Origin of the sequence: Lysinibacillus mangiferihumi (assembly GCF_003049665.1) — a bacterium.
In the GTDB taxonomy this organism is placed as follows: domain Bacteria; phylum Bacillota; class Bacilli; order Bacillales_A; family Planococcaceae; genus Lysinibacillus; species Lysinibacillus mangiferihumi.
In genome coordinates, this window is the sequence record NZ_PYWM01000005.1 from 192,662 (window position 1) to 212,924 (window position 20,263).

General features: G+C 37.4%; 20 protein-coding genes. 9 read left to right on the plus strand and 11 right to left on the minus strand.

What is annotated here, in order from left to right:
* Positions 1-129 precede the first annotated feature (129 nt).
* From mnhG to C9J37_RS07415, 7 genes are read right to left on the minus strand one after another with little or no spacing between them, the layout of a single operon-like run.
* Positions 130-498, minus strand: coding sequence for a monovalent cation/H(+) antiporter subunit G (gene mnhG / locus C9J37_RS07385; RefSeq protein WP_024364867.1), 369 nt, complete (start codon positions 496-498; stop codon positions 130-132).
* A complete protein-coding gene (locus C9J37_RS07390; protein WP_024364868.1) occupies positions 482-763 on the minus strand; it encodes a Na(+)/H(+) antiporter subunit F1 in 282 nt (93 codons plus the stop codon). Before C9J37_RS07390 ends, mnhG begins: the two co-directional genes overlap by 17 nt.
* Positions 760-1,239: a Na+/H+ antiporter subunit E gene (locus tag C9J37_RS07395; protein ID WP_107894861.1), complete on the minus strand. Its 480-nt coding sequence runs from the start codon at positions 1,237-1,239 to the stop codon at positions 760-762. Before C9J37_RS07395 ends, C9J37_RS07390 begins: the two co-directional genes overlap by 4 nt.
* 4 nt (positions 1,240-1,243) lie before the next feature.
* Positions 1,244-2,731 carry a Na+/H+ antiporter subunit D gene (locus C9J37_RS07400; RefSeq protein WP_107894862.1) on the minus strand — a complete coding sequence of 496 codons (1,488 nt, stop codon included), beginning with the start codon at positions 2,729-2,731 and terminating at the stop codon, positions 1,244-1,246.
* Positions 2,724-3,065, minus strand: a complete 342-nt coding sequence (locus tag C9J37_RS07405; RefSeq protein WP_024364871.1) for a Na(+)/H(+) antiporter subunit C — start codon at positions 3,063-3,065, stop codon at positions 2,724-2,726. The genes C9J37_RS07400 and C9J37_RS07405 overlap by 8 nt, the downstream gene beginning before the upstream one ends.
* A complete protein-coding gene (locus C9J37_RS07410) occupies positions 3,065-3,487 on the minus strand; it encodes a Na(+)/H(+) antiporter subunit B (protein ID WP_024364872.1) in 423 nt (140 codons plus the stop codon). The genes C9J37_RS07405 and C9J37_RS07410 overlap by 1 nt, the downstream gene beginning before the upstream one ends.
* Positions 3,474-5,891, minus strand: coding sequence for a Na+/H+ antiporter subunit A (locus tag C9J37_RS07415; RefSeq protein WP_107894863.1), 2,418 nt, complete (start codon positions 5,889-5,891; stop codon positions 3,474-3,476). Before C9J37_RS07415 ends, C9J37_RS07410 begins: the two co-directional genes overlap by 14 nt.
* A 154-nt stretch (positions 5,892-6,045) precedes the next feature.
* Between C9J37_RS07415 and C9J37_RS07420 the strand changes: the two genes are divergently transcribed.
* Positions 6,046-6,609, plus strand: coding sequence for a DUF5366 family protein (locus C9J37_RS07420; RefSeq protein ID WP_107894864.1), 564 nt, complete (start codon positions 6,046-6,048; stop codon positions 6,607-6,609).
* 166 nt (positions 6,610-6,775) lie between these two features.
* Here the strand turns inward: C9J37_RS07420 and C9J37_RS07425 are convergent, their stop codons facing one another.
* Complete coding sequence (locus tag C9J37_RS07425; RefSeq protein WP_107894865.1) at positions 6,776-8,626, minus strand: transglycosylase domain-containing protein; 1,851 nt, start codon at positions 8,624-8,626, stop codon at positions 6,776-6,778.
* Positions 8,627-8,974: 348 nt separating this feature from the next.
* Here C9J37_RS07425 and C9J37_RS07430 point away from each other — a divergent pair, with 348 nt between their 5' ends.
* Positions 8,975-9,562 carry a peptidylprolyl isomerase gene (locus C9J37_RS07430; protein WP_024364876.1) on the plus strand — a complete coding sequence of 196 codons (588 nt, stop codon included), beginning with the start codon at positions 8,975-8,977 and terminating at the stop codon, positions 9,560-9,562.
* A 24-nt stretch (positions 9,563-9,586) separates the two neighbouring features.
* Positions 9,587-9,796, plus strand: a complete 210-nt coding sequence (locus C9J37_RS07435; protein ID WP_025220379.1) for a hypothetical protein — start codon at positions 9,587-9,589, stop codon at positions 9,794-9,796.
* 132 nt (positions 9,797-9,928) lie between these two features.
* On the opposite strand, the gene C9J37_RS07440 is transcribed toward C9J37_RS07435, so the two are convergent.
* On the minus strand, positions 9,929-11,098 hold the full coding sequence (locus tag C9J37_RS07440; protein ID WP_107894866.1) for a MalY/PatB family protein: 1,170 nt from the start codon (positions 11,096-11,098) through the stop codon (positions 9,929-9,931).
* Between the two features lie 73 nt (positions 11,099-11,171).
* On the opposite strand from C9J37_RS07440, the gene C9J37_RS07445 reads away from it, so the two are divergent.
* Positions 11,172-11,432 (plus strand): DUF1871 family protein, encoded by a 261-nt coding sequence (locus tag C9J37_RS07445; RefSeq protein WP_107894867.1) that lies wholly within the window; start codon positions 11,172-11,174, stop codon positions 11,430-11,432.
* A 109-nt stretch (positions 11,433-11,541) separates the two neighbouring features.
* Here C9J37_RS07445 and C9J37_RS07450 read toward each other — a convergent pair whose 3' ends face one another.
* On the minus strand, positions 11,542-12,882 hold the full coding sequence (locus C9J37_RS07450; RefSeq protein WP_107894868.1) for a sodium-dependent transporter: 1,341 nt from the start codon (positions 12,880-12,882) through the stop codon (positions 11,542-11,544).
* A gap of 243 nt (positions 12,883-13,125) precedes the next feature.
* On the opposite strand from C9J37_RS07450, the gene C9J37_RS07455 reads away from it, so the two are divergent.
* The 3 genes from C9J37_RS07455 (at position 13,126) to yugI (ending at position 15,785) form a co-directional block, all read left to right on the plus strand.
* On the plus strand, positions 13,126-13,674 hold the full coding sequence (locus C9J37_RS07455; RefSeq protein WP_107894869.1) for an RNA polymerase sigma factor: 549 nt from the start codon (positions 13,126-13,128) through the stop codon (positions 13,672-13,674).
* Positions 13,667-15,322 carry a hypothetical protein gene (locus C9J37_RS07460; protein ID WP_107894870.1) on the plus strand — a complete coding sequence of 552 codons (1,656 nt, stop codon included), beginning with the start codon at positions 13,667-13,669 and terminating at the stop codon, positions 15,320-15,322. Before C9J37_RS07455 ends, C9J37_RS07460 begins: the two co-directional genes overlap by 8 nt.
* 88 nt (positions 15,323-15,410) lie before the next feature.
* Positions 15,411-15,785, plus strand: a complete 375-nt coding sequence (yugI, locus tag C9J37_RS07465; RefSeq protein ID WP_024364883.1) for a S1 domain-containing post-transcriptional regulator GSP13 — start codon at positions 15,411-15,413, stop codon at positions 15,783-15,785.
* A gap of 52 nt (positions 15,786-15,837) precedes the next feature.
* Here the strand turns inward: yugI and C9J37_RS07470 are convergent, their stop codons facing one another.
* Positions 15,838-17,145 (minus strand): sigma-54-dependent Fis family transcriptional regulator, encoded by a 1,308-nt coding sequence (locus tag C9J37_RS07470; RefSeq protein WP_024364884.1) that lies wholly within the window; start codon positions 17,143-17,145, stop codon positions 15,838-15,840.
* A 148-nt stretch (positions 17,146-17,293) separates the two neighbouring features.
* Here C9J37_RS07470 and pruA point away from each other — a divergent pair, with 148 nt between their 5' ends.
* Both pruA and C9J37_RS07480 read left to right on the plus strand, forming a co-directional pair.
* Positions 17,294-18,838, plus strand: a complete 1,545-nt coding sequence (gene pruA, locus C9J37_RS07475) for an L-glutamate gamma-semialdehyde dehydrogenase (RefSeq protein WP_024364885.1) — start codon at positions 17,294-17,296, stop codon at positions 18,836-18,838.
* Between the two features lie 230 nt (positions 18,839-19,068).
* Positions 19,069-20,262, plus strand: coding sequence for an ornithine--oxo-acid transaminase (locus C9J37_RS07480; RefSeq protein WP_107894871.1), 1,194 nt, complete (start codon positions 19,069-19,071; stop codon positions 20,260-20,262).
* Position 20,263: the final 1 nt, after the last annotated feature.

Genomic DNA, 20,263 nt, shown 5'->3' on the forward strand with positions numbered 1-20,263 from the left:
GTTAGCGAGGGTTGCGGCTTACTGTGCTGAGCGGAAAGCACCGCCGAAGCGGACAATAACGGTGTAGCAAAAAAGTGTTAGATTGATTGTAGTCAATCTAACACTTTTTCATTTTTGTCTCATCCTTGTTTATTTAATACCTTGTTCTTTTTTCATTTTCTCAATTTCTGGTCCTAGCTCATCACGTACGGTTCCTTTCCATGGCTTAACACCTGCTATGTAGGAGGAACGAGTCATAATATGTCCTCCGACAGGTCCAGTTATGAATAGAAACAAAATACCTAATAAAATACGTGGGTTAAAATGATCCTCTATTAGCCAAAAATAAAAGAATACACCTACCAACACACACATAACACCAAGTGTGGCACTTTTAGATGCGGCATGTGCGCGTGTGTACAAATCAGGTAATCGAATCAGCCCAATAGCTGTTACAACGATAAATAGTACACCAATCGAAATAAATAAAATAACTAACGTATTAGCGAGAATTGTCACGTTTAATGATATCTCCTTTCTCTATAAATTTAGAGAAAGCAACAGTACCGATGAATGATAAAATCGCTAATAATAAAACAATTTCTAGGAAGAAACTTGTTTCCACTAAAACTGAAAATAACGCGATTAAAGAAATAAGTGATACACCTAAGGAATCAAGTGCTACGACACGATCTGATGCAGAGGGTCCTTTCACCATACGGTAAATCACTGCAATCATCGATAAGCAAATCACTACGATCGCTGCAATAATAAACGTCATCATGATTTACTCACCTCCAAAATAGCTTTTTCAAAAGAGTCTCGAATGGATGCAATGGCATCATCTACATCACTAATATCAATAGCATGGACAAACAATGTTTTAGCATCATCTGAAACATGCACTACAACAGTCCCAGGAGTTAATGTAATGAGACTTGATAGTAATGTAATTTCCCAGTCTTCTTTCAATACAGTTGGGTAAGCAAAGAAGGCAGGTTGCATGTCCAGTTTGGGCTTTAATACAACTTTCAATACTTGAACATTGGCTAATATTAATTCCTTTAAAAAGAGAACAGTGAGTTTAATAATTGCCCATACTCGAAATACATAGAGACGTGTAAAGAAAAATCTTCTCATAATGACGAGCAATACAATACCAAGGATGAAGCCTACTATAAAGCCTGTTGCTGTGTAATTAGATGAAAGGAACATCCAAACGAAGGCAAGAGCAAAATTTAAAATAATTTGAAATGCCATAGCTCTAATCCCCCTTCATTACAGCATCTATATAAATAGATGGGTCATTTAAAAGTTTTGCAGCATCATTCATAAATGGTGTCATCCATTCCGAACCAACACCATAGGCAACGGTAATAAGCACTAATAGGACAGTCGGCACAAAAAGTGTAGTATAGACTTTTTTATCGACAGTTCCCTTAGTTTCCTTTTCCTCTCCCCAGAAGGCATATAGGAAAATACGAATAACCGACAGTAGGACAAGTAAAGAGGAGGCTAAAATAAAGATACTACTCCACATACTGCCAGCCTCAAAGCCCCCCTGCACAATTAAAAGCTTTCCAACGAAACCACTAAGAGGAGGAATCCCAGCTAAACCAAAGGCAGCAATTAAATAGAACCATCCAAGAGCAGGATATGTTTTCATAAGACCGCCCATTTTACGTAAATCTGATGTACCAGTAATGTAGATGACAATACCAATTAACATAAAGAGGGCTGCTTTTATAAGCATGTCATGTATCAAATAGAACATTGCGCCCTTTAGCGCCATTTCATTCATTTGGGAAACACCAAACAAAATGACACCTACTGCAATCACGATGTTGTAAATAATAATGAGCTTGACATCGAAATAGGCTAGTGCGCCGATACAGCCAGCAATAATTGTTCCAATGGCTAGCACCATTAGTAAATCATGTGTATACGATAAATCGTGTACAAAAAATAATGTGTATGTGCGCGTAATCGCATAAACGCCAACTTTAGTAAGCAGTGCACCGAAAAGTGTTAACACGGGAATAGGTGCAGCAGCATAAGAAGTTGGAAGCCAGAAGTAAAGTGGGAATATGGCTGCTTTTAGTCCAAAAACCATTAAAAACAAAACAGCAATTACGGTTATAATACCTGGCTGATGAATGTCGCTAATCTTTACTGCGATGTCTGCCATATTTAGTGTACCCACAACCGAGTAAAGGTAGGCTACCGTAATAACAAACAAAGCAGAAGAAATAACATTAATTAAAATATATTTAATGGAGCCTTTCAGTTGTCCTTTTTCTCCACCTAGCACAATTAGTAAATACGACGCCATTAAGAGTACTTCAAAGAATACAAATAAGTTGAAAATATCTCCTGTCGTAAAGGCACCATTTACACCAGTTAAAATAAACATCATACCAGGGTAATAGAAAAAGCGTTCACGCTCTTTTGTAATAGAGCCAAAGCCGTACCAGACAACAAAGAATGCAATGAGTAATGATGTAGTTACTAACAGTGCCGACATCATATCAGAAACCATTGTAATACCGTATGGTACTGGCCAATTGCCAAACGTGACTTTCTGAATGCCATCATTTTTAACCTTTACTAATAGCGCAACGGCTGAAACAAAAGCAAGTAGGATGCCTAGTAAAGCAAATGAACGCTGGTATTTTAAATTTTTTTGCCCAAACATTAACATCATGCCGAAGAAGAACGGAATGATAATCGGCAGTAAAAGGAAGTTATTCATCCTCATCACTTCCTCTCATTAAGCTAATATCATCTGTCTCAAGCTCCTGATAGGAACGATATGCGAGTACTAGGAAGAAAGCCGTTACCCCAAAGCTAATAACAATCGCAGTTAAAATCAATGCCTGCGGTAAAGGATCAGCAAACGTTTTGGCTCCTTCTTTTAAAACAGGAGGTGCCTCACCTGTTAATCCACCCATTGTTAAAATAAGTAAATGGGCACCATGACTTAAAAGTCCAGTACCAATAATAATGCGTAATAAGCTTTTCGATAATATTAAATAAACCGCTGCCATAAACAGAAAGCCAATGACAAACGCCATAATTATTTCCATTATTCATCCTCTCCAATCGTTTGAATAATGGTCATCGTAACGCCAACAACAACCAAGTAAACACCGCTGTCAAAAAGCATTGCTGTGTGCAAAGACTGCTTACCTAGAAGCGGCAATTCGAAATAATCAAAGAAATGTGTAAAAAATGGTTTTCCTAAAAACATCGGGAATGCGGCTGTCGCAAATGCCAATAATAAGCCTGTAGCCGTTAAATACGTGTAGTTTATCGGTAAAACATTTCGTACTGTATTTAAATCAAAGGCAAGGACTAACAGTACAATGGCACTGGATGTTAAAAGCCCCCCAACAAAGCCGCCACCGGGTGTATAATGACCAGCTAGGAAGATATGAATGGAGAAGAAGAAAATAATGAAGAATACAATTTTAGCTGTAAATTGTATAATCACATCATTTGTTTTCATGTGGTTTCTCCTTTCTATTCATACGCAGCTTAATCATTGCTAAAATTGCCATACCTGCAATACCTAATACTGTAATTTCAAATAATGTATCAAAGCCACGATAGTCTACTAAAATCACATTGACAATATTACCGCCACCCGCTTTAGAATAAACGGTTTCTTCATAATATTTTGAGATGGTCGGCACAAGTTTTTGCGAATGTGCAGATAATGCGATAAGTGTCACCATCACACCAACTGCGATTGAAATAATCGCACGATTTAATTGAAAGCGCATACGTTCTTCGCGCTTGCCAAGCTTCGGAAGATGATAAAACGCCAATAAAAATAACGCAACCGAAATGGTTTCGATAACTAGTTGAGTTAACGCTAAATCAGGTGCATTAAAAATAACAAAGAATAATGCAACAGTATAACCGACAGAGCCTAGCCCAATGATTGCTGTCAGTCGTGACTTTGCAAAAATTGTGATCGCTGTTCCAATCATTAACACGACAATTAAAATTAGTTCGTATGAGCGGATTGGTGCTGTACCTTCAAAAGATAGTGAAAAGGCATCTTTTACAAATAAGGTTCCAATTGAAATAGCGGTGATGCCACTAAACATATACAGTAGATAGTGACGCATAGATCCCGTCATATAAAGACGTGATACACGATTTAACCCTACATCTAAAGCAAGCATCATTTTGTCATAGGCATTATTGAACGTAAGAGCACGCGGGAATAGCTTGTAGATGCCTTGCCATTTAGGTAAGGCAACAAATAATAAGACGCCTATAATAACAATGCCAATTGTCATAACTAATTCTGGTGTAATTTCGCCATGCCAAGCTGCCACGTGAATGTTGATATCTTCAGGTGCATTATATAAAAACGGCTGAATAGCTTGTACAGCCGGCTTCACAAACGTATCACCAATAAGATTCGGAATGAAGAAAATAATCACGACTAATGATGCTAAAATCATCGGCGATATAAGCATGCCTATCGGAGCTTCGTGTGGTTTATGAGCATAAAGTTCTGGTTTATATTTTCCTGTAAATGTTCTACATACAAAGTAAAAGCTATAAATAAACGTAAAAATACTCGCAATCCAAGCAACAATTGGGAACAGCACGCCCCATGTATCAAAGCCGAAAAATTCGAAATTCTGAAGTGATAACATCGCCGTTAAAAACATTTCCTTACTTAGGAAGCCATTAAATGGTGGTAATCCTGCCATTGAAAAACTACCGATAGCCGCAACCGTAAAACTAAGAGGCATGATGCTCATTAATCCGCCAAGTCTACGTATATCACGTGTACCTGTTTCATGATCGATAATCCCAGCAATCATAAATAAGCTACCTTTAAATGTTGCATGGTTAATCAAGTGGAAAATGGCTGCAAAAGCTGCATATTTAAACATTGAATCTGCTGCTCCATTTACATGAAATGCAACTGCACCAGCTCCTAGTAATGACATAATTAGCCCAAGCTGACTGACAGTAGAAAAGGCAAGAATACTTTTTAAATCGGTTTGCTTTACTGCAAAGAACGAACCCCAGAAGAGCGTTAGCAGACCAACCCCTGTAACAAGCCAAATCCAAAGTTCAGAAGCTGCAAAAATAGGTGTAAAGCGAGCAACTAAGTAAATACCTGCTTTTACCATTGTTGCAGAGTGAAGATATGCGCTGACAGGTGTCGGCGCCTCCATTGCATCGGGTAACCAAATATAAAATGGGAATTGTGCAGATTTCGTAAACGCCCCAAACAGCAATAATATAAGGGCCCAAATGAATAACGGATGTTGCACTAAGTTTGGTGCCATTGCAATAAGTTCACGGATTGAATATGTTCCACCCATTAAATAAAGAAGGATAAATCCTCCTAACATCATTAAGCCGCCAAAAACGGTAATCATCATCGATTTTAGTGCACCGAAGCGAGAAGCATCGCGTGTGTACCAATAACCAATCAATAGGAACGATGAAATAGATGTTAATTCCCAGAAAAAGTACAAAGTAATTAAATGGTCTGATTGTACAACACCGAGCATAGCGGACATAAATAGTAATAAGTAAACATAAAAATTATGTAGTTTTTCTTTATGTTTATCTAAGTAGAAAATGGAGTAAAGCACAACAAGTGAGCCAATTCCAGTAATTAGTAATGAAAATAATAAACTAAGTCCGTCTAAATAAGATACAACAGAAATATCAAGTGATGGTATCCAAGGAATCCCATCATAAAATACTTCGCCTTTTGCAACTCTCGCTATATAAGTAGCATAAATCACGGCGAGTGTAGCAGGTACTGCAAGAACAAACCAGCCTGTGTGAATATTTTTAATGCTTTTATATATAAAAGGCACAAAAATTGCAGCAAGCATCGGGATGAAAATATAGAGTACTTGTAACAAAAAAATCCTCCTTTATGCAGGTAAGTGTAATAATTATAACGTACTTTTGTAGGGAATGCATATCGACTCGTAGGATTTAGCTTGGATACAAGGAGAATTTTCGCTATATTATAAATAGGAAGTTATCAAAAAAAACAGAGGAAAAAAATTTTTTATGAGGAACCCTTACATATATGGTTATTTACCATTAATTACAATTTTATTATTTAGTTTAACGTTCGGCATGTATGCCGTAGGTGAAGCATTACAGTTGTTTCAAGCAATCGGTGTTTATTCTGGAATGCGAGAATTTTTATCAGATTTTGAATTACGTGTATTGTTACTCGTTGTGTTTGCGCTTATCTTTTTTATGGCTTTTTCAGCACTCAAACTAGTTGGAGAAACAATTCATGAACTAGGAATGTTGTTTTTTTCGAAAGACAATGAAGGGGCTGCGGTGAGTCAAGCACGTGAAGGCTATGTCATTTTATTTATTGGTGCAATGTGTTCTGCCTTTGCAATTCAATCTATCTATGTATTGGCAGGTATTTTTGTATTAACGGTTTTTATATATTTCATTTATCGTATTTATAAAATGAGCCTTTATATGTCTATGGGTGGAACAATTGGATTACTCATATTTGAGCTTTTCATGTGGACATTACTATTCTCGTTATTAGTTTATGTCATTTTAAAATTGTACAACGGCGTACTAGCAAGTCTCCCATTTGCCAAATAAAGTGCCAGTCACCCAAACAATTCTGAATTTTTTCTAAGTAAAAACCCACTTTGACTCCTGCGAAGGCTGGTGATGTGCCTGCAGAAAACGAAGTGGGTTTTTTATGCTAGTGCCAGTCACCGAAACAATTCACCGAAACAATTGGCGCTGATACACTAATAGAAAGTTACTCTAGTAAAACATTAAAGAGTTTGTGATGAATTTTGTACGCTTCTAGTTTTTCCATCGGCTGAGGCTTATCATAGCCAAGCCACACGGCAGCGGTATATTGGTCATTTAAACCAGCTAGCCAGTAATCACGGTAATCATTTGTTGTACCTGTTTTAGCCCCAACATAGCTACTATTACTATAAACCCCTTGCCCCGTACCATTTGAGACAACTTCTGCCAACAGCCCACGCATATATTTTACGGTTTTAGGCGACCAAATCTGGTCACGTTCCTTGTCCCAACTATATAGCTCAGTGCCATCATTAGCTGTTACTTTTCGAATACTGTGGGCTAGCACATAAGAGCCATCGATAAAGCTTGTATAGGCATCTGCAAGCTCAAGAGCAGTGACGCCATATGTTAATCCACCTAATGAAGCAGCGTAAGTATGATCCTTTGCCACCATGGAGCGGAAATGGAAGCGATCAAGATAACTGAAAGCTGTATCCACCCCCACAGCGTTAAAAATGCGAAGAGCGGACGTATTGTAACTATTCCGGAATGCTGTATGAATTGTCACATCACCGTAGTTATATCCTCCATAATTTTGAGGACAAAAAGAACCGACACAATAGCGCCCACCATTGACAATAGAGTCTGGCGTATGGGTTGTTGTTTCAAAATAGGGAGCATAGACAGCAAGTGGCTTAAAGGCTGAGCCTGGCTGTCGCGGACCTTGATAGGCTCGATGATAATCAAATTTTTCGTAATTTTTTCCAGCATAGAGGCTGACGACTTCACGAGATGAATTGTTAATAACAGCACCCGCCGCCTGTAATTGGCCATTGCCTAAAATAGCAGTTATGCGCTCTTCATCATGATTCTGTTTAGTTGGATCCAGTGCAGTATAAATAGTTAAACCATTCTGATATAAAGTATTAAGCCGATTGTCTAGTTGTGCTTGAATAGTTTTCTTTTCTTCTTCACTTAGCGTGTTGAGCAATCGATCTGTATAGCCTTCCTTCTCGGCTACAAGCCAGCGTAACTCCTGAAGAACGTAAGTACTATACATCGGATAGCTTTGTACCTTGTTCTTAACATTTAATGTGATTGGTTCTGCTTTATATGTAACTGCATCTTCTTTTGTAATAACACCACTTGTAGCGAGTGTATCAAGTAGACGTTCTTGTCTTGCCTTGGTATCATCAAAATGTTTTAAAGGGTTATAAAGAGAAGGATTGTTAGGGATAGCTGAAATAAACGCTATCTGTGCAATCGATAATTCTTGGATAGGCTTTTGAAAATAATAGCTTGCTGCACTACCTATTCCATAAACTTGATTGCTAAAATAGGATTCATTTAAATACATCGTTAAAATGGCATCTTTATCGTATTTCTTTTCAAGTTCATAGGCATAAAATAGCTCTGTTAGTTTTCTTTCGTATGTTTTTTCATCAGATAAATAACGCATACGAACAAGCTGTTGGGTAATGGTACTGCCTCCTTGTGAAGCTGAATTGGTGTTTGAGTTAGCAACAACCGCGCGTAGGATAGCGCTAAGATCGAAGCCGACATGATTATAAAAGTCTGCATCCTCACTAGCAATAAAAATTTCCTGGGCAATTTGTGGGATTTCTTGTAAAGTTAAAGGTTGTCGCCATTCGACATATTCCTCACTAAAGGTTTGGCCGTTCTGATCAACTAGTGTGACAGGAAGCTGTACCTGGACTTCGGGAACCTCAATTTTCTCCTGAATTTGTTGTTCGTGGGCTTGTGCTGTATTCAGCTCTGCTCGTATATTTGTACCAATCCACCAAATGGTAGGTAAACATAGCGTTACAATAATAAAACCAAAAACTTTTTTCATATATGCCTCCAACTTTGAAAATAAGTCTTTCATCAGAATAGCATATTTTGGATGTATTCCAAATACTCGTTCAGACCTATTTACACAATACTAAATTACAAAATAAGAATTGCCTTGAGGTCGTCTGTCATTCCAACATGATTTTGGGTTATACTACCATTGGTACTACACAGAAGTTTCTAGATTTTCATAATCATACTTGACTAAACGATTGTAAAATTGCAAAATTCGTCAATACTTTGATGGAGAAAACAGCTAGGAAGTATGTTAGACTAATATGAGGTCAGAAATGATAAGGTATAATCATTTTCGTTGAAACTGAAATTTACATTTAAAGGAGAGACTCCAATGTTTCCACAATTAACAACTGAAGTACAAGAAGGCGAAGTACTTGTAGAAATGAAAACAACGTTAGGTGCATTAAAAATTAAATTGTTCCCAAAACAAGCACCAAAAACAGTTGAAAACTTCTTAGGGCATGCAAAATCAGGTTATTATGATGGTATTATTTTCCATCGCGTTATTCAAGATTTTATGATTCAAGGCGGTGACCCTACTGGTACAGGTATGGGTGGAGAGTCAATTTGGGGTAACTCATTTGAAGATGAGTTTTCTGATGAATTATTTAACCTACGTGGTGCGTTATCAATGGCAAATGCTGGTCCAAACACAAACGGTTCTCAATTCTTTATCGTACAAATGAAGCACCTTCCAAGTGATATGCTGCGCCAATTACAAGGTGCTGGTTTCCCAGAAGAAATTATTGAGGCGTATGCACAAAATGGTGGAACACCATGGTTAGACCATAAACATTCTGTATTTGGTCATGTTGTAGAAGGTATGGATATCGTTGATAAAATTGCTGAAGTAGAAAAAGACTTCCGTGATAAACCAGTTGAAGATGTGAAAATCGAGTCAATTACAGTTTTTGAATAATTATTGTAAGGACGTGTAGAAAATATGGAACATTTGATGTATCAATTTTTATATTTCCCTGAAGATAAATCAGCGTATATTCCAGCAGCTTTTGAATTTTTAATTATGCTTATTTTATGTATAGGCGTATTTATGATTTTCCGTAAAATTTCTAAAAAGCAGGAATTAAAATCTAAGGAAATCGAAGCACGTATTTTAGCTGAGAGAAACAGCACGAACAATAGACACAATTAAAAAAGCACTCTGCAAAAGAGTGCCTCCGACTATAGACAAACTTGAGATTTCCCGAGTTTGTCTGTAGTCTTTTTATATACATCCCGACAGCAGGCACAGCTTGAAAATTCAAAATTGTGTGAGTGACTGGCACTATGACAATGCGAGCTTAAAACGAGCAACGGCATCTTTTACCGTATCAAATGAGCAAGCTACATTCATACGCAGGAAGCCACGGCCTTCTTCACCATATTTTGAACCAGGTTCTAGTGCAAGTTTTCCAACTTCAAGCAAACGTTGCATTAATTCTTTTTCATTGAGACCTAGTTGGCGGCAATCAATCCACAGTAAGTACGTACCTTGAGGCTTTGCAATGTGTATGCCTGGCAATTGCGTTAACTCGGCTATAACATAATTCATATTATTGGAAATATAAAGAAGTAACTCTTCTAGCCATGGTAATCCTTCTGTGTAGGCTGCTTGCAGTGCTACAGGAGCAAAGCTATTCAATGAACCTTGTCCGCAAGCCATATTAACCGCCTCTAAAAGCACTTGCTTTTTCTTATCAGTCGTAATAATATAAGCAACTTGAATTCCTGCAAGATTAAATGTTTTTGTCGGTGCCATACAGGTAATAACACGATTAATTTCATCTCCTGCTAGTTTAGCAAGCGGAGTATGTTGTGCACCATCTAACATTAAATCAGCATGAATTTCGTCTGAAATAATGAGCACATCATATTTTGCACATAAACGAATAATTTCTTTTAATGTGGCTTCGTCCCATACATAGCCTCCTGGATTATGTGGGTTACACAATATGTATGCTTTAACGTTTTGGGCAAGTGCCTGTTCAAAAGCCTCAAAATCATAGACAAATGTTTCATCTTGCGCTACTAAAGGGCAAGTAACCACTTCACGGCCATTATTTTTAGGGATATTAAAAAATGGCGGATAGACGGGAGTAGAAATAAGCACTTTATCGCCTTGTTGAGTCAGTGCAGTCAAAATATTTGCCAAAGCTGATACGACACCGTGGCTGAAAGAAATGGCTTCTTGCTCAATGTGCCAATTGTATCGGCTTTTTTGCCAATCTACTATCGCTTGTTTTGCTTCCTCGCCTACATAGCTATAGCCAAAAATCGCTTCTTTAGCATGCTTTTGCAGTGCTGCTGCAACTACAGAAGGTGGAGCAAAGTCCATGTCCGCTATCCACATTGGTAATATTTCTGTTGTATCGCTTAATCCATAAATTTTCTCCATTGCGTCCCATTTTACTGAGTTAGTACAACGACGATTTAAAGTTTGATCGAAAATCGACAAGCAAACCCCTCTTTTCTTTTTTTTTTACTATGGTATCATACCTATTAAGATTAAAGGATAATAGGTGAGTATTTTGGATAATATAAAAATGAATCGAACAGCTGTGCATCTGCTAGCAGAGTGGGATCCTTTCCACTTAGGTGCTGAGCATTATGATACAGAAACAGCAGATGTTGTTGCAGCACTACAAAGTATTGATGACCCAACTGCTCTTGCGAAGGTCATTCAAGAAACTTACGAACACTCGTTTGAACAGTGGATTCCAATTGAAGATTGTGTTGCGATTTCATATAAACTACTGGCCATTAAGTTTGAAGCAAAATGTATTATTTAATCGACATATAGTGTTTTTTTATTGGAAAGGTTTGTGTGCAAATGATTGCACGAAAGCTGCTTCCTTATAAAAGTGAGGTTGTCTTATGTTTTTAGACAACCTCACTTTCTTATTGAAATAACGGCAAAATACCTTGGATAAAAATAAGCAAAATCGCAATAGGTGACACATAACGAATTAAAATATACCAAGTGTTAAACAGTAGACTTGAGGAAGCAAGCTCTTTACGAGAAATATCCTTCGTATAATAATAGCCTGCAAAAATAGAAATCAGTAAGGCACCGATTGGCATGCCGACACTATTTGTAATAAAGTCTACAAAATCAAAAATGGAACGATCTAATATTTTGACATCTGATAGAATACCGAAAGATAGGGCACTCGGAATTCCGAAGATGAAAATAATAAGACCACCAATCCATGCGATTTTTTTACGCTTCTCGGGTTTGTCTCCAATGGCGATAGCTACTACAATTTCTAACATTGAAATCGAAGAAGTCACTGTAGCAAATAGTAAAAGAATAAAGAAAATCGTTAGGAATAGGCCCCCAAGTGGCAATTGCTCAAAAACGGCAGGTAAGATAATAAAAACAAGCCCTGGCCCTTGGTCGGGTGTATAGCCTAGCGCGAATACAGCTGGGAAAATAACTAAACCTGCAAGAAGCGAAATAATAATATTCATAGATGCTACATTAATGGCTGAATTACCGATTTTTTCGGTTTTAGGGAGATACGATGCGTACGTAATCATAACAGCTATACCAACACTTAAGGAGAAGAATGCTTGTCCAAGCGCTTTTAAAAATGTTTCGGCATTTAAGTAAGACCAGTCAGGTACAAACATAAATTTTACGCCTTCCATTGCGCCATCAAGTGTTAAGGAACGGATTACTAACACAATAAAGAAAATAAATAGTAGTGGCATCATCCACGTACTTGCTTTTTCAATCCCACCTTTAATACCTCCAGATACGATAGCAATCGTTAACAGTAAAAATAACCCTTGCACAAGTACCGCTTCAAATGGACTAGAGATAATATTGCCAAACAAATCAGCATAATTCCCGTTATGACCATCACTCGTTAATTGAAACGTTAATGAACGTCCTAAATAACTTAAAATCCATCCGCCTACTACACTATAGAAGGATAGTATTAAACCCGCAATAATCATGCCGCCCCATCCTATTAAAAACCATGGTTTTCCTGGGGCTTGTTGTTTGAACGATGTTACAGCATCCTTTTGCCCACGACGTCCAATCATAAATTCTGCAATTAACACCGGCAAGCCGATGAAAAATGTACATAAAATGAATAATAAAATAAATACACTTCCGCCGTTGGTTCCCGCCATATAGGGGAATTTCCAGATAGCGCCTAATCCTATGGCGCTACCAGCAGCAGCTAAAATAAATCCAATTTTTGTTGAAAATTGATCTCTAGATGACACGAAAATAAAGCCTCCTTATACTAAAGTTCTATTTTACCGCAAATATGACATAACACAAGGCAAATTTCTGAAAATTGATTATAAATACTTTTTACGCCACAACGTCTTAATACAAGTAGAATTCTTTAAACGAAATACATGTTTTTACTATCAATTCTAGCGATTTTCTCAAGCTAGCCATTTATAATTAAATTGTAACAATTAGGAAGAACAGGTCGTTACATAGAAAAGGAGGGATAACGAGTGAATGAAACGGAATTAATCGAGCGAGCACAACAAGGTGATAAAGAAGCTTATATTGAACTAATTCGCATCCATCAGCGAACAGTTGAGAAATTTGCCTTTCAATGTGGCGTACATAGTAGTGATTTAGCGGATGTTTCACAAGAAGTTTTTGTCAAGCTATACCGTTTTTTACATCAATTTAAGCAGGACCGATTTACGACATGGCTTTATAAAGTCACACTTAATGCTACCCGTGATTATTATCGAAAAGAGCGACGCGAGCAAGCAAAGGAGGAGTTGTTAAACGCGCAGCGACAAGTCCCAAGTCCTTCAGCTGAAAAGCATGTCCTAAATTTTGAGGAAGACCGCGTATTGCATCATAGCATTCAAGCGCTTGATGAAAAATATCGCTATCCGCTCGTCTTGTATTACTTTCATGAGTTGAAGTATGAGGAAATTGCAGAGGTACTTGGCATTTCGTTATCCACTGTCAAAGTACGCATATTGCGGGCAAAAGAAAAGCTTAAAGTAGCTTTGATACAGGAAGGGAGTGTTGAAAATGGATGATCAACAATTTGACAAACGCATGGCGCTGTTGAAAAAATCATACGACCGAATGGAACTTCAATTAAATCCCGACAATGTTTTCAAGCAAATCGAAGAAGAAAAAACAAAAGCACTACCTAAACAATTGATTACCGCACAACAAAAACACGCCGTAAAATGGCAGAAGCCAGCAGTCTGGATAGCAAGCGTTGCAAGTGTGTTGCTAGTTGGTCTCTTAGTGTCGTTCTATACATTGAATCAACAGGAAAATACACACAGTGAAGTAACACAAGATGTGCCTGTTGAAAAGGCAGTTGAGGAAGAGATAGCGGATTACTTAACGAAAAAATTTAATAGTAAAAAGGAGGATATTAGAAAGGAATTAAAAGTGACCAAAGATGAGCTAGAAGCGTTTGATTTTATTAAAAACGCAAATTCAATGTTAGATTTTTATCTTACGACTAATTTGCATTTGAAATTAACGGATGAAAACTATGTAGAAATTATGGAAGAAAATATAATGAATAGTTTAATAACGCCTAAGCGGGCGTTAGAAAAGATAAAAACCTTTAGAAATATAAGTTTTGAGGAATCGTTTGCAGTTTATAGTAACTACGTTATTTCCGTAGAGGAATTGGAGCGTTTTTATAGCAAGCTTCTTGAGCCTTATCAACAGCAATTAAAAGAAAAAGATGATGTAAAACAATATCCATCTGATTTACAAGCTATTATTGAAGCGGCAAATAATCAATATATGGAGTTGAAAACGGATGGAAATGGCGTGTTTTATTTTAAAGCAAATCCAATCGATGGGGAATTTGCTCCGCAGTATGTCAACCAATTACATCCGGATGTTTTCGGGTATTTCGAATATTTAAAAATGGGTTACTTATTATTGGCAGATGACTTACGATACACGCGAGAAAAAACGGCGCGCTCACTTAAAATAATGGAACGAACGTTACTTGCAGATGTAAATGCTAGTTCTCTTGATTATAAGCTTTTAGAAGAAACCTATAAAAATACGTGGGTGGTATTATTGCTAGGTACAAAACAATATCCTGCCATAGCAATTGACGGGCAACCTCATCAGGACTATATGAAATTTTTAGAGGAAGTAGCTAGTGGAAAGTATGGTGAAGTAATGAAAAAGACCGCTGCTACTATTTTAGGAGAATTACAGCAAACGCAACACTCAGCTACATTATCACAACTCACATCTTATGATATCTGGACAATACTTTTACAGACACGGCAAGAAACAGCAGGTTATATTAACGACAGTGACTTTAATGTTGTCGATATGAATGAGTCTCGTATTGCACAAGTAAAAGGAATATATGAACAATATAAAAACAATAATGATGAAGCAATCATCAATCAACTACACCCAATCAATATTGCCTCACTTTACTTATATGCTGTGACCATTGACGATAAGGCAGTGCAAAATGCTTTATTAACACCAGATGCCGAAGTGGATGCAAGTATGTTACAAACGATACAGAGTCTTGATGTTTTTAGTCAGCTAGGCGAATATAATGGAATTTTTCCTACCGTCGCTGCTCGTGTTGCTATAGGCAATCAGGAAAAGTACGGAAGGCAGTTCCTTATCAAGTTTTCAAAATCAGAGGAAGGTAATTATCGTATCACAGCAATCATGGATTGATGGGATGATTTTTTGCCCCACTTATTGACGTATGTTATAATTTATCGTGATATATACGTAGCAAACATATAGAAAGTGGGCAAAGGTTATGGCAAAAAAATATGAATTAGGAGACGTATTGACCGGAAAAGTTACAGGTATTCAACCGTACGGTGCATTTGTAGCACTTGATGACGATACACAAGGGCTCGTGCATATTTCTGAAATTACGTACGGCTTTGTAAAAGACGTCAGTGAGTTTTTATCAGTTGGGCAAGAGGTTGAAGTCAAGGTACTTGAAATCGATGAAGCGGCCGAAAAAATTAGTTTATCGATTCGTGCCTTACAAGAGCGCCCAGCAGCAAGAAAAAAAGACGCACCACCCCGAAAATCATTACAGGATCGAGTGGATGAATCCGATGCGAATGGTTTTAATTCCTTAAAAGATAAATTACAGGACTGGATCGAACAGTCAGGACATTAAAAAACGAGGATGCTTTCATGTGAAGGCATCCTCGTTTTTTATTATTTATGATTTAGCCCTTTTTCATCTTCCGTATGCGATATTGCAGGTTTTGTCGGCTCATACCGAGAGCACCAGCAGCCTTTGTTATATTGCCTTCATATAGATTTAAGACATTTTGCACATAATAGGATTCGGCTTCTCGTAAATAAGCATCGAGAGGCATGACATCGTTTTGCTGGTGGAACATGAAAAATTCAGGTTCATGGTCAGATGTGTCTTGGCTTTGCACTTTAAATCGAAAATGAACAGGTAGTAAATCAAACGTAACGGTTGATTCTGTTGTCATAAACGAAACGATTTCATCTAGCAATAGTTCGAGTTCCTTTAAGTTTCCTGGCCAATCATATTGTAAGAATAATGCTTGGACATCCGGTGCAAGTTCTGCCACATTTGACGCAAATCGCTCACGATGACGACTAAAATAATCTGCCACGAACGGTAAAATATCTTCTTTGCGATCTGTTAAATTTGGAATAGTAATGGACATTGTTGCAAAGAAATAATAGAGAGATTTAGACAGCTTATTTTCTGCAATAAGTGTAATTGGGTCACTGCCGACACTACCGATTAGCATATATTTGGATGGTGGTAATGACTGTAATAACTCAAGTAACTGTTCCTGAATAGGAAGACTTAAAAAATCAATACGTTCGAAGAAAAATGTATAGGCTTTATCATCTTGTAAAAGTTCCTGCACCTTATCGAGCACGGATTTTGCCGAACGTCGACTAAATAATGTAACAAAGGCTTCAGGATCAGTAGAAGCTGCATGATGAATACCTTCTGCAACTAAATCTTTGCCTGTACCAGATTCTCCGATAAGTAAAACAGGTAATTTTACTGCAGCCGCTTTTTTAGCGTTGACAATAACTTGTTGCATTGCTTCAGATACTGCTGTAATCATATCAAAAGTTAAAGGTTCACCATATCGTCGTAGCGGCTGATAGACTAATTTTTCTAAAGATGTGATATCACGTGCGAATTCAATCGCACCAATCAATTGATTATTTTTAAAAAGAGGGAATGTATCATTAATGGTTGTAATTTCATGGCCGTTTTTATTCCAATAGGTTTGTTTCACATTCATTTCTTGTAAACCGGTTTGTAACACCCGCATTAAAGTACTTTCATGTTGACGGAAGGAAAACAATTCAATAATCGAACGATCTGCTAATTCATCAAAATGAAATCCTTCGATTTCTTTCATTTTTGAATTATAGATAATTGTTTTACCCGTTACGTCAATCGCATGTATACCAACGGATACATTCGTTGCAATAAACTCATAAAAGGGTAGTAATGGTTCAGAATTATTCATAAAATGTGCACCTCAAAAATTTTTTACTTGAAATATGCAACGAAATTTTGCATTATAATAAGTGTAAGAATATTTTATACGCAAAAATATTTTGCGTCAATAGTTTTTGCATACTAAATATTTACAGCTCACAAAAGGAGGATATAGTATGATTCCATACAAACATGAACCATTTACAGATTTTTCTCAAGAGGCAAATTACAACGCATATTTAGAGGCATTAAATAAAGTTGAAAGTTATTTAGGTCAAGACTATCCATTAATTATTGGTGGAGAGCGCATTACTACAGAAGATAAAATCGTTTCATATAACCCAGCTAAAAAAACACAGGTGATTGGTCGCGTTTCAAAAGCAAGCAGAGAATTAGCTGAAAAAGCAATGCAAGTAGCTGACGAAACATTTAAAACATGGAAAAAAGTAGACCCAGCGATTCGCGCTGATGTGTTATTCAAAGCAGCGGCAATTATCCGTCGTCGTAAACATGAGTTTTCAGCATTATTGACAAAAGAAGCAGGTAAACCTTGGAATGAAGCGGATGCAGATACAGCAGAAGCAATTGACTTCTTAGAATACTATGGTCGCCAAATGTTACGTATTAAAGACGGCCAACCAGTAGAAAGTCGCCCAGGTGAATACAACCGTTATGATTACATCCCATTAGGAATCGGTATCGTTATTTCACCATGGAACTTCCCATTTGCAATTATGGCGGGTACTACAGTAGCAGCTTTAGTAACAGGGAATACAGTATTATTAAAGCCAGCTTCAACTACACCAGTTGTTGCATATAAATTTATCGAAGTTTTAGAAGAAGCAGGATTACCAGCAGGTGCTGTTAACTACGTACCAGGTTCTGGTGCAGAAGTTGGTGATTACTTAGTTGATCATCCGAAAACGCGCTTTATCAGCTTCACTGGTTCTCGTGATGTCGGTTTACGTATTAACCAACGTGCAGCAACACATAACGAAGGTCAAATTTGGATTAAACGCGTTATCGCTGAAATGGGCGGTAAAGATACAATTGTAGTCGATAAAGAAGCAGACTTAGAGCTTGCAGCACAATCAATTGTAAAATCAGCTTTCGGCTTCTCAGGCCAAAAATGTTCGGCATGCTCTCGTGCTGTTATCGTAGAAGATGTTTATGACACAGTAGTGAACCGTGTAGCAGAGCTTACTAATGAATTGACAATCGGTGACCCAGCTGACAATAGCAACTTCATGGCAACAGTAATCGACCAAGCAGCTTTCAATAAAATTACTGAATACATTGAAATCGGGAAAAAAGAAGGACGCCTTGTAGCAGGTGGTACAGCAGATGATTCTGTTGGTTACTTCATCAACCCAACAGTGTTTGCAGACGTAGATCCTTCTGCTCGCATCATGAAAGAAGAAATTTTCGGACCAGTTGTAGCAATTGCAAAAGCAAAAGATTTCGATGAAGCGATTGAAATTGCAAACGACACAGAATACGGCTTAACAGGTGCAGTTATTACAAATAATCGTATGAACCTAGAAAAAGCTCGTGAAGATTTCCACGTTGGTAACTTATACTTCAACCGTGGTTGTACAGGTGCTATCGTTGGTTACCAACCATTTGGTGGTTTCAACATGTCTGGTACTGACTCAAAAGCTGGTGGCCCAGACTACCTACAACTTCATATGCAAGCAAAAACAACTTCAGAAATGCTTTAATTTTTACTGATTTAATGTGGGATGACACCACATGTTCAAAGATAGACTGTTCTAGTAAGTAGAAAAAGTTAGCACACCTCGTAGAAAATAAATTCTACGAGGTGTGCGATTTAACCATATTAAGGTGAACAAATATTTTTTGTTTCTATTATATAGCCCTTTTTCAGCTCTACTAGGCAGTCTTATCTTTCATAGATTTTTATTATGAGTTAGTAGGGAGAGAGTGCTTTATGACAAAATCACAACAAGTTATTGAACAAACACAAAATTATGGTGCTGCAAACTATCATCCACTGCCAATCGTTATTGCAGAGGCTGAGGGTGCTTGGGTTAAAGATCCAGAAGGAAACAAATACTTAGATATGTTATCAGCATATTCTGCAGTAAATCAGGGACATCGTCATCCTAAAATTATTGCTGCATTAAAAGAACAAGCTGATAAAGTAACATTAACTTCTCGTGCATTTTACAGTGAAAACTTAGGTGAATGGTATGAGCTTGTAGGAAAATTAACAAATAAACAAATGGTTTTACCTATGAATACGGGTGCAGAAGCAGTGGAAACTGCATTTAAAGCAGCTCGTCGTTGGGCTTATGATGTAAAAGGTGTCGAAGAAGGCAAAGCAGAACTAATCGCTTGTAATGGAAACTTCCACGGGCGTACGATGCTAGCTGTATCTTTATCGTCTGATGAAGAATATCGCCGCGGTTTTGGACCGATGTTACCTAACATTAAACTTGTAGATTATGGTAATTTAGAAGCGTTAAAAGCTGCAATTACACCAAATACAGCAGCATTTTTACTTGAGCCAATTCAAGGGGAAGCTGGTATCGTTATACCACCAGAAGGTTTCTTAAAAGCAGCTCGTGAACTATGCCGTGAAAACAATGTGTTATTTATTGCAGATGAAATTCAAGCAGGATTAGCTCGTACAGGTAAAATGTTTGCTTGTGATTGGGAAGAAGTAGAGCCAGATATGTACATTTTAGGAAAAGCATTAGGTGGCGGTGTATTCCCAATTTCTTGTGTAGCTGCTAACCGCGATATTTTAGGTGTCTTCAACCCAGGTTCACACGGTTCAACTTTCGGAGGAAATCCTTTAGCTTGTGCTGTTTCTATCGCATCTATTAAAGTATTATTAGATGAAAAATTAGCAGAGCGTTCACAAGAACTAGGTGAATATTTCAAAGGGAAACTACGTGAAATCAACAACCCGGTGATTAAAGATGTTCGTGGTCGTGGTTTATTTATCGGTATGGAATTAACAGAGGCAGCGCGTCCATATTGTGAAAAGTTAAAAGAATTAGGCTTATTATGTAAAGAAACACATGATACTGTTATTCGTTTTGCACCACCATTAGTTATTTCTCAAGAAGATTTAGATTGGTCAATTGCTCAAATTGAAAAAGTATTTAAACTTTAAC

Excerpts from the sequence above, each read along its gene's own strand:
- C9J37_RS07390 (WP_024364868.1), bottom strand. The coding sequence starts at position 763 with ATGATGACGTTTATTATTGCAGCGATCGTAGTGATTTGCTTATCGATG.
- C9J37_RS07395 (WP_107894861.1), bottom strand. The coding sequence starts at position 1,239 with ATGGCATTTCAAATTATTTTAAATTTTGCTCTTGCCTTCGTTTGGATG.
- C9J37_RS07400 (WP_107894862.1), bottom strand. The coding sequence starts at position 2,731 with ATGAATAACTTCCTTTTACTGCCGATTATCATTCCGTTCTTCTTCGGC.
- C9J37_RS07405 (WP_024364871.1), bottom strand. The coding sequence starts at position 3,065 with ATGGAAATAATTATGGCGTTTGTCATTGGCTTTCTGTTTATGGCAGCG.
- C9J37_RS07410 (WP_024364872.1), bottom strand. The coding sequence starts at position 3,487 with ATGAAAACAAATGATGTGATTATACAATTTACAGCTAAAATTGTATTC.
- C9J37_RS07420 (WP_107894864.1), top strand. The coding sequence starts at position 6,046 with ATGAGGAACCCTTACATATATGGTTATTTACCATTAATTACAATTTTA.
- C9J37_RS07425 (WP_107894865.1), bottom strand. The coding sequence starts at position 8,626 with ATGAAAAAAGTTTTTGGTTTTATTATTGTAACGCTATGTTTACCTACC.
- C9J37_RS07430 (WP_024364876.1), top strand. The coding sequence starts at position 8,975 with ATGTTTCCACAATTAACAACTGAAGTACAAGAAGGCGAAGTACTTGTA.
- C9J37_RS07435 (WP_025220379.1), top strand. The coding sequence starts at position 9,587 with ATGGAACATTTGATGTATCAATTTTTATATTTCCCTGAAGATAAATCA.
- C9J37_RS07460 (WP_107894870.1), top strand. The coding sequence starts at position 13,667 with ATGGATGATCAACAATTTGACAAACGCATGGCGCTGTTGAAAAAATCA.
- yugI (WP_024364883.1), top strand. The coding sequence starts at position 15,411 with ATGGCAAAAAAATATGAATTAGGAGACGTATTGACCGGAAAAGTTACA.
- C9J37_RS07470 (WP_024364884.1), bottom strand. The coding sequence starts at position 17,145 with ATGAATAATTCTGAACCATTACTACCCTTTTATGAGTTTATTGCAACG.
- pruA (WP_024364885.1), top strand. The coding sequence starts at position 17,294 with ATGATTCCATACAAACATGAACCATTTACAGATTTTTCTCAAGAGGCA.
- C9J37_RS07480 (WP_107894871.1), top strand. The coding sequence starts at position 19,069 with ATGACAAAATCACAACAAGTTATTGAACAAACACAAAATTATGGTGCT.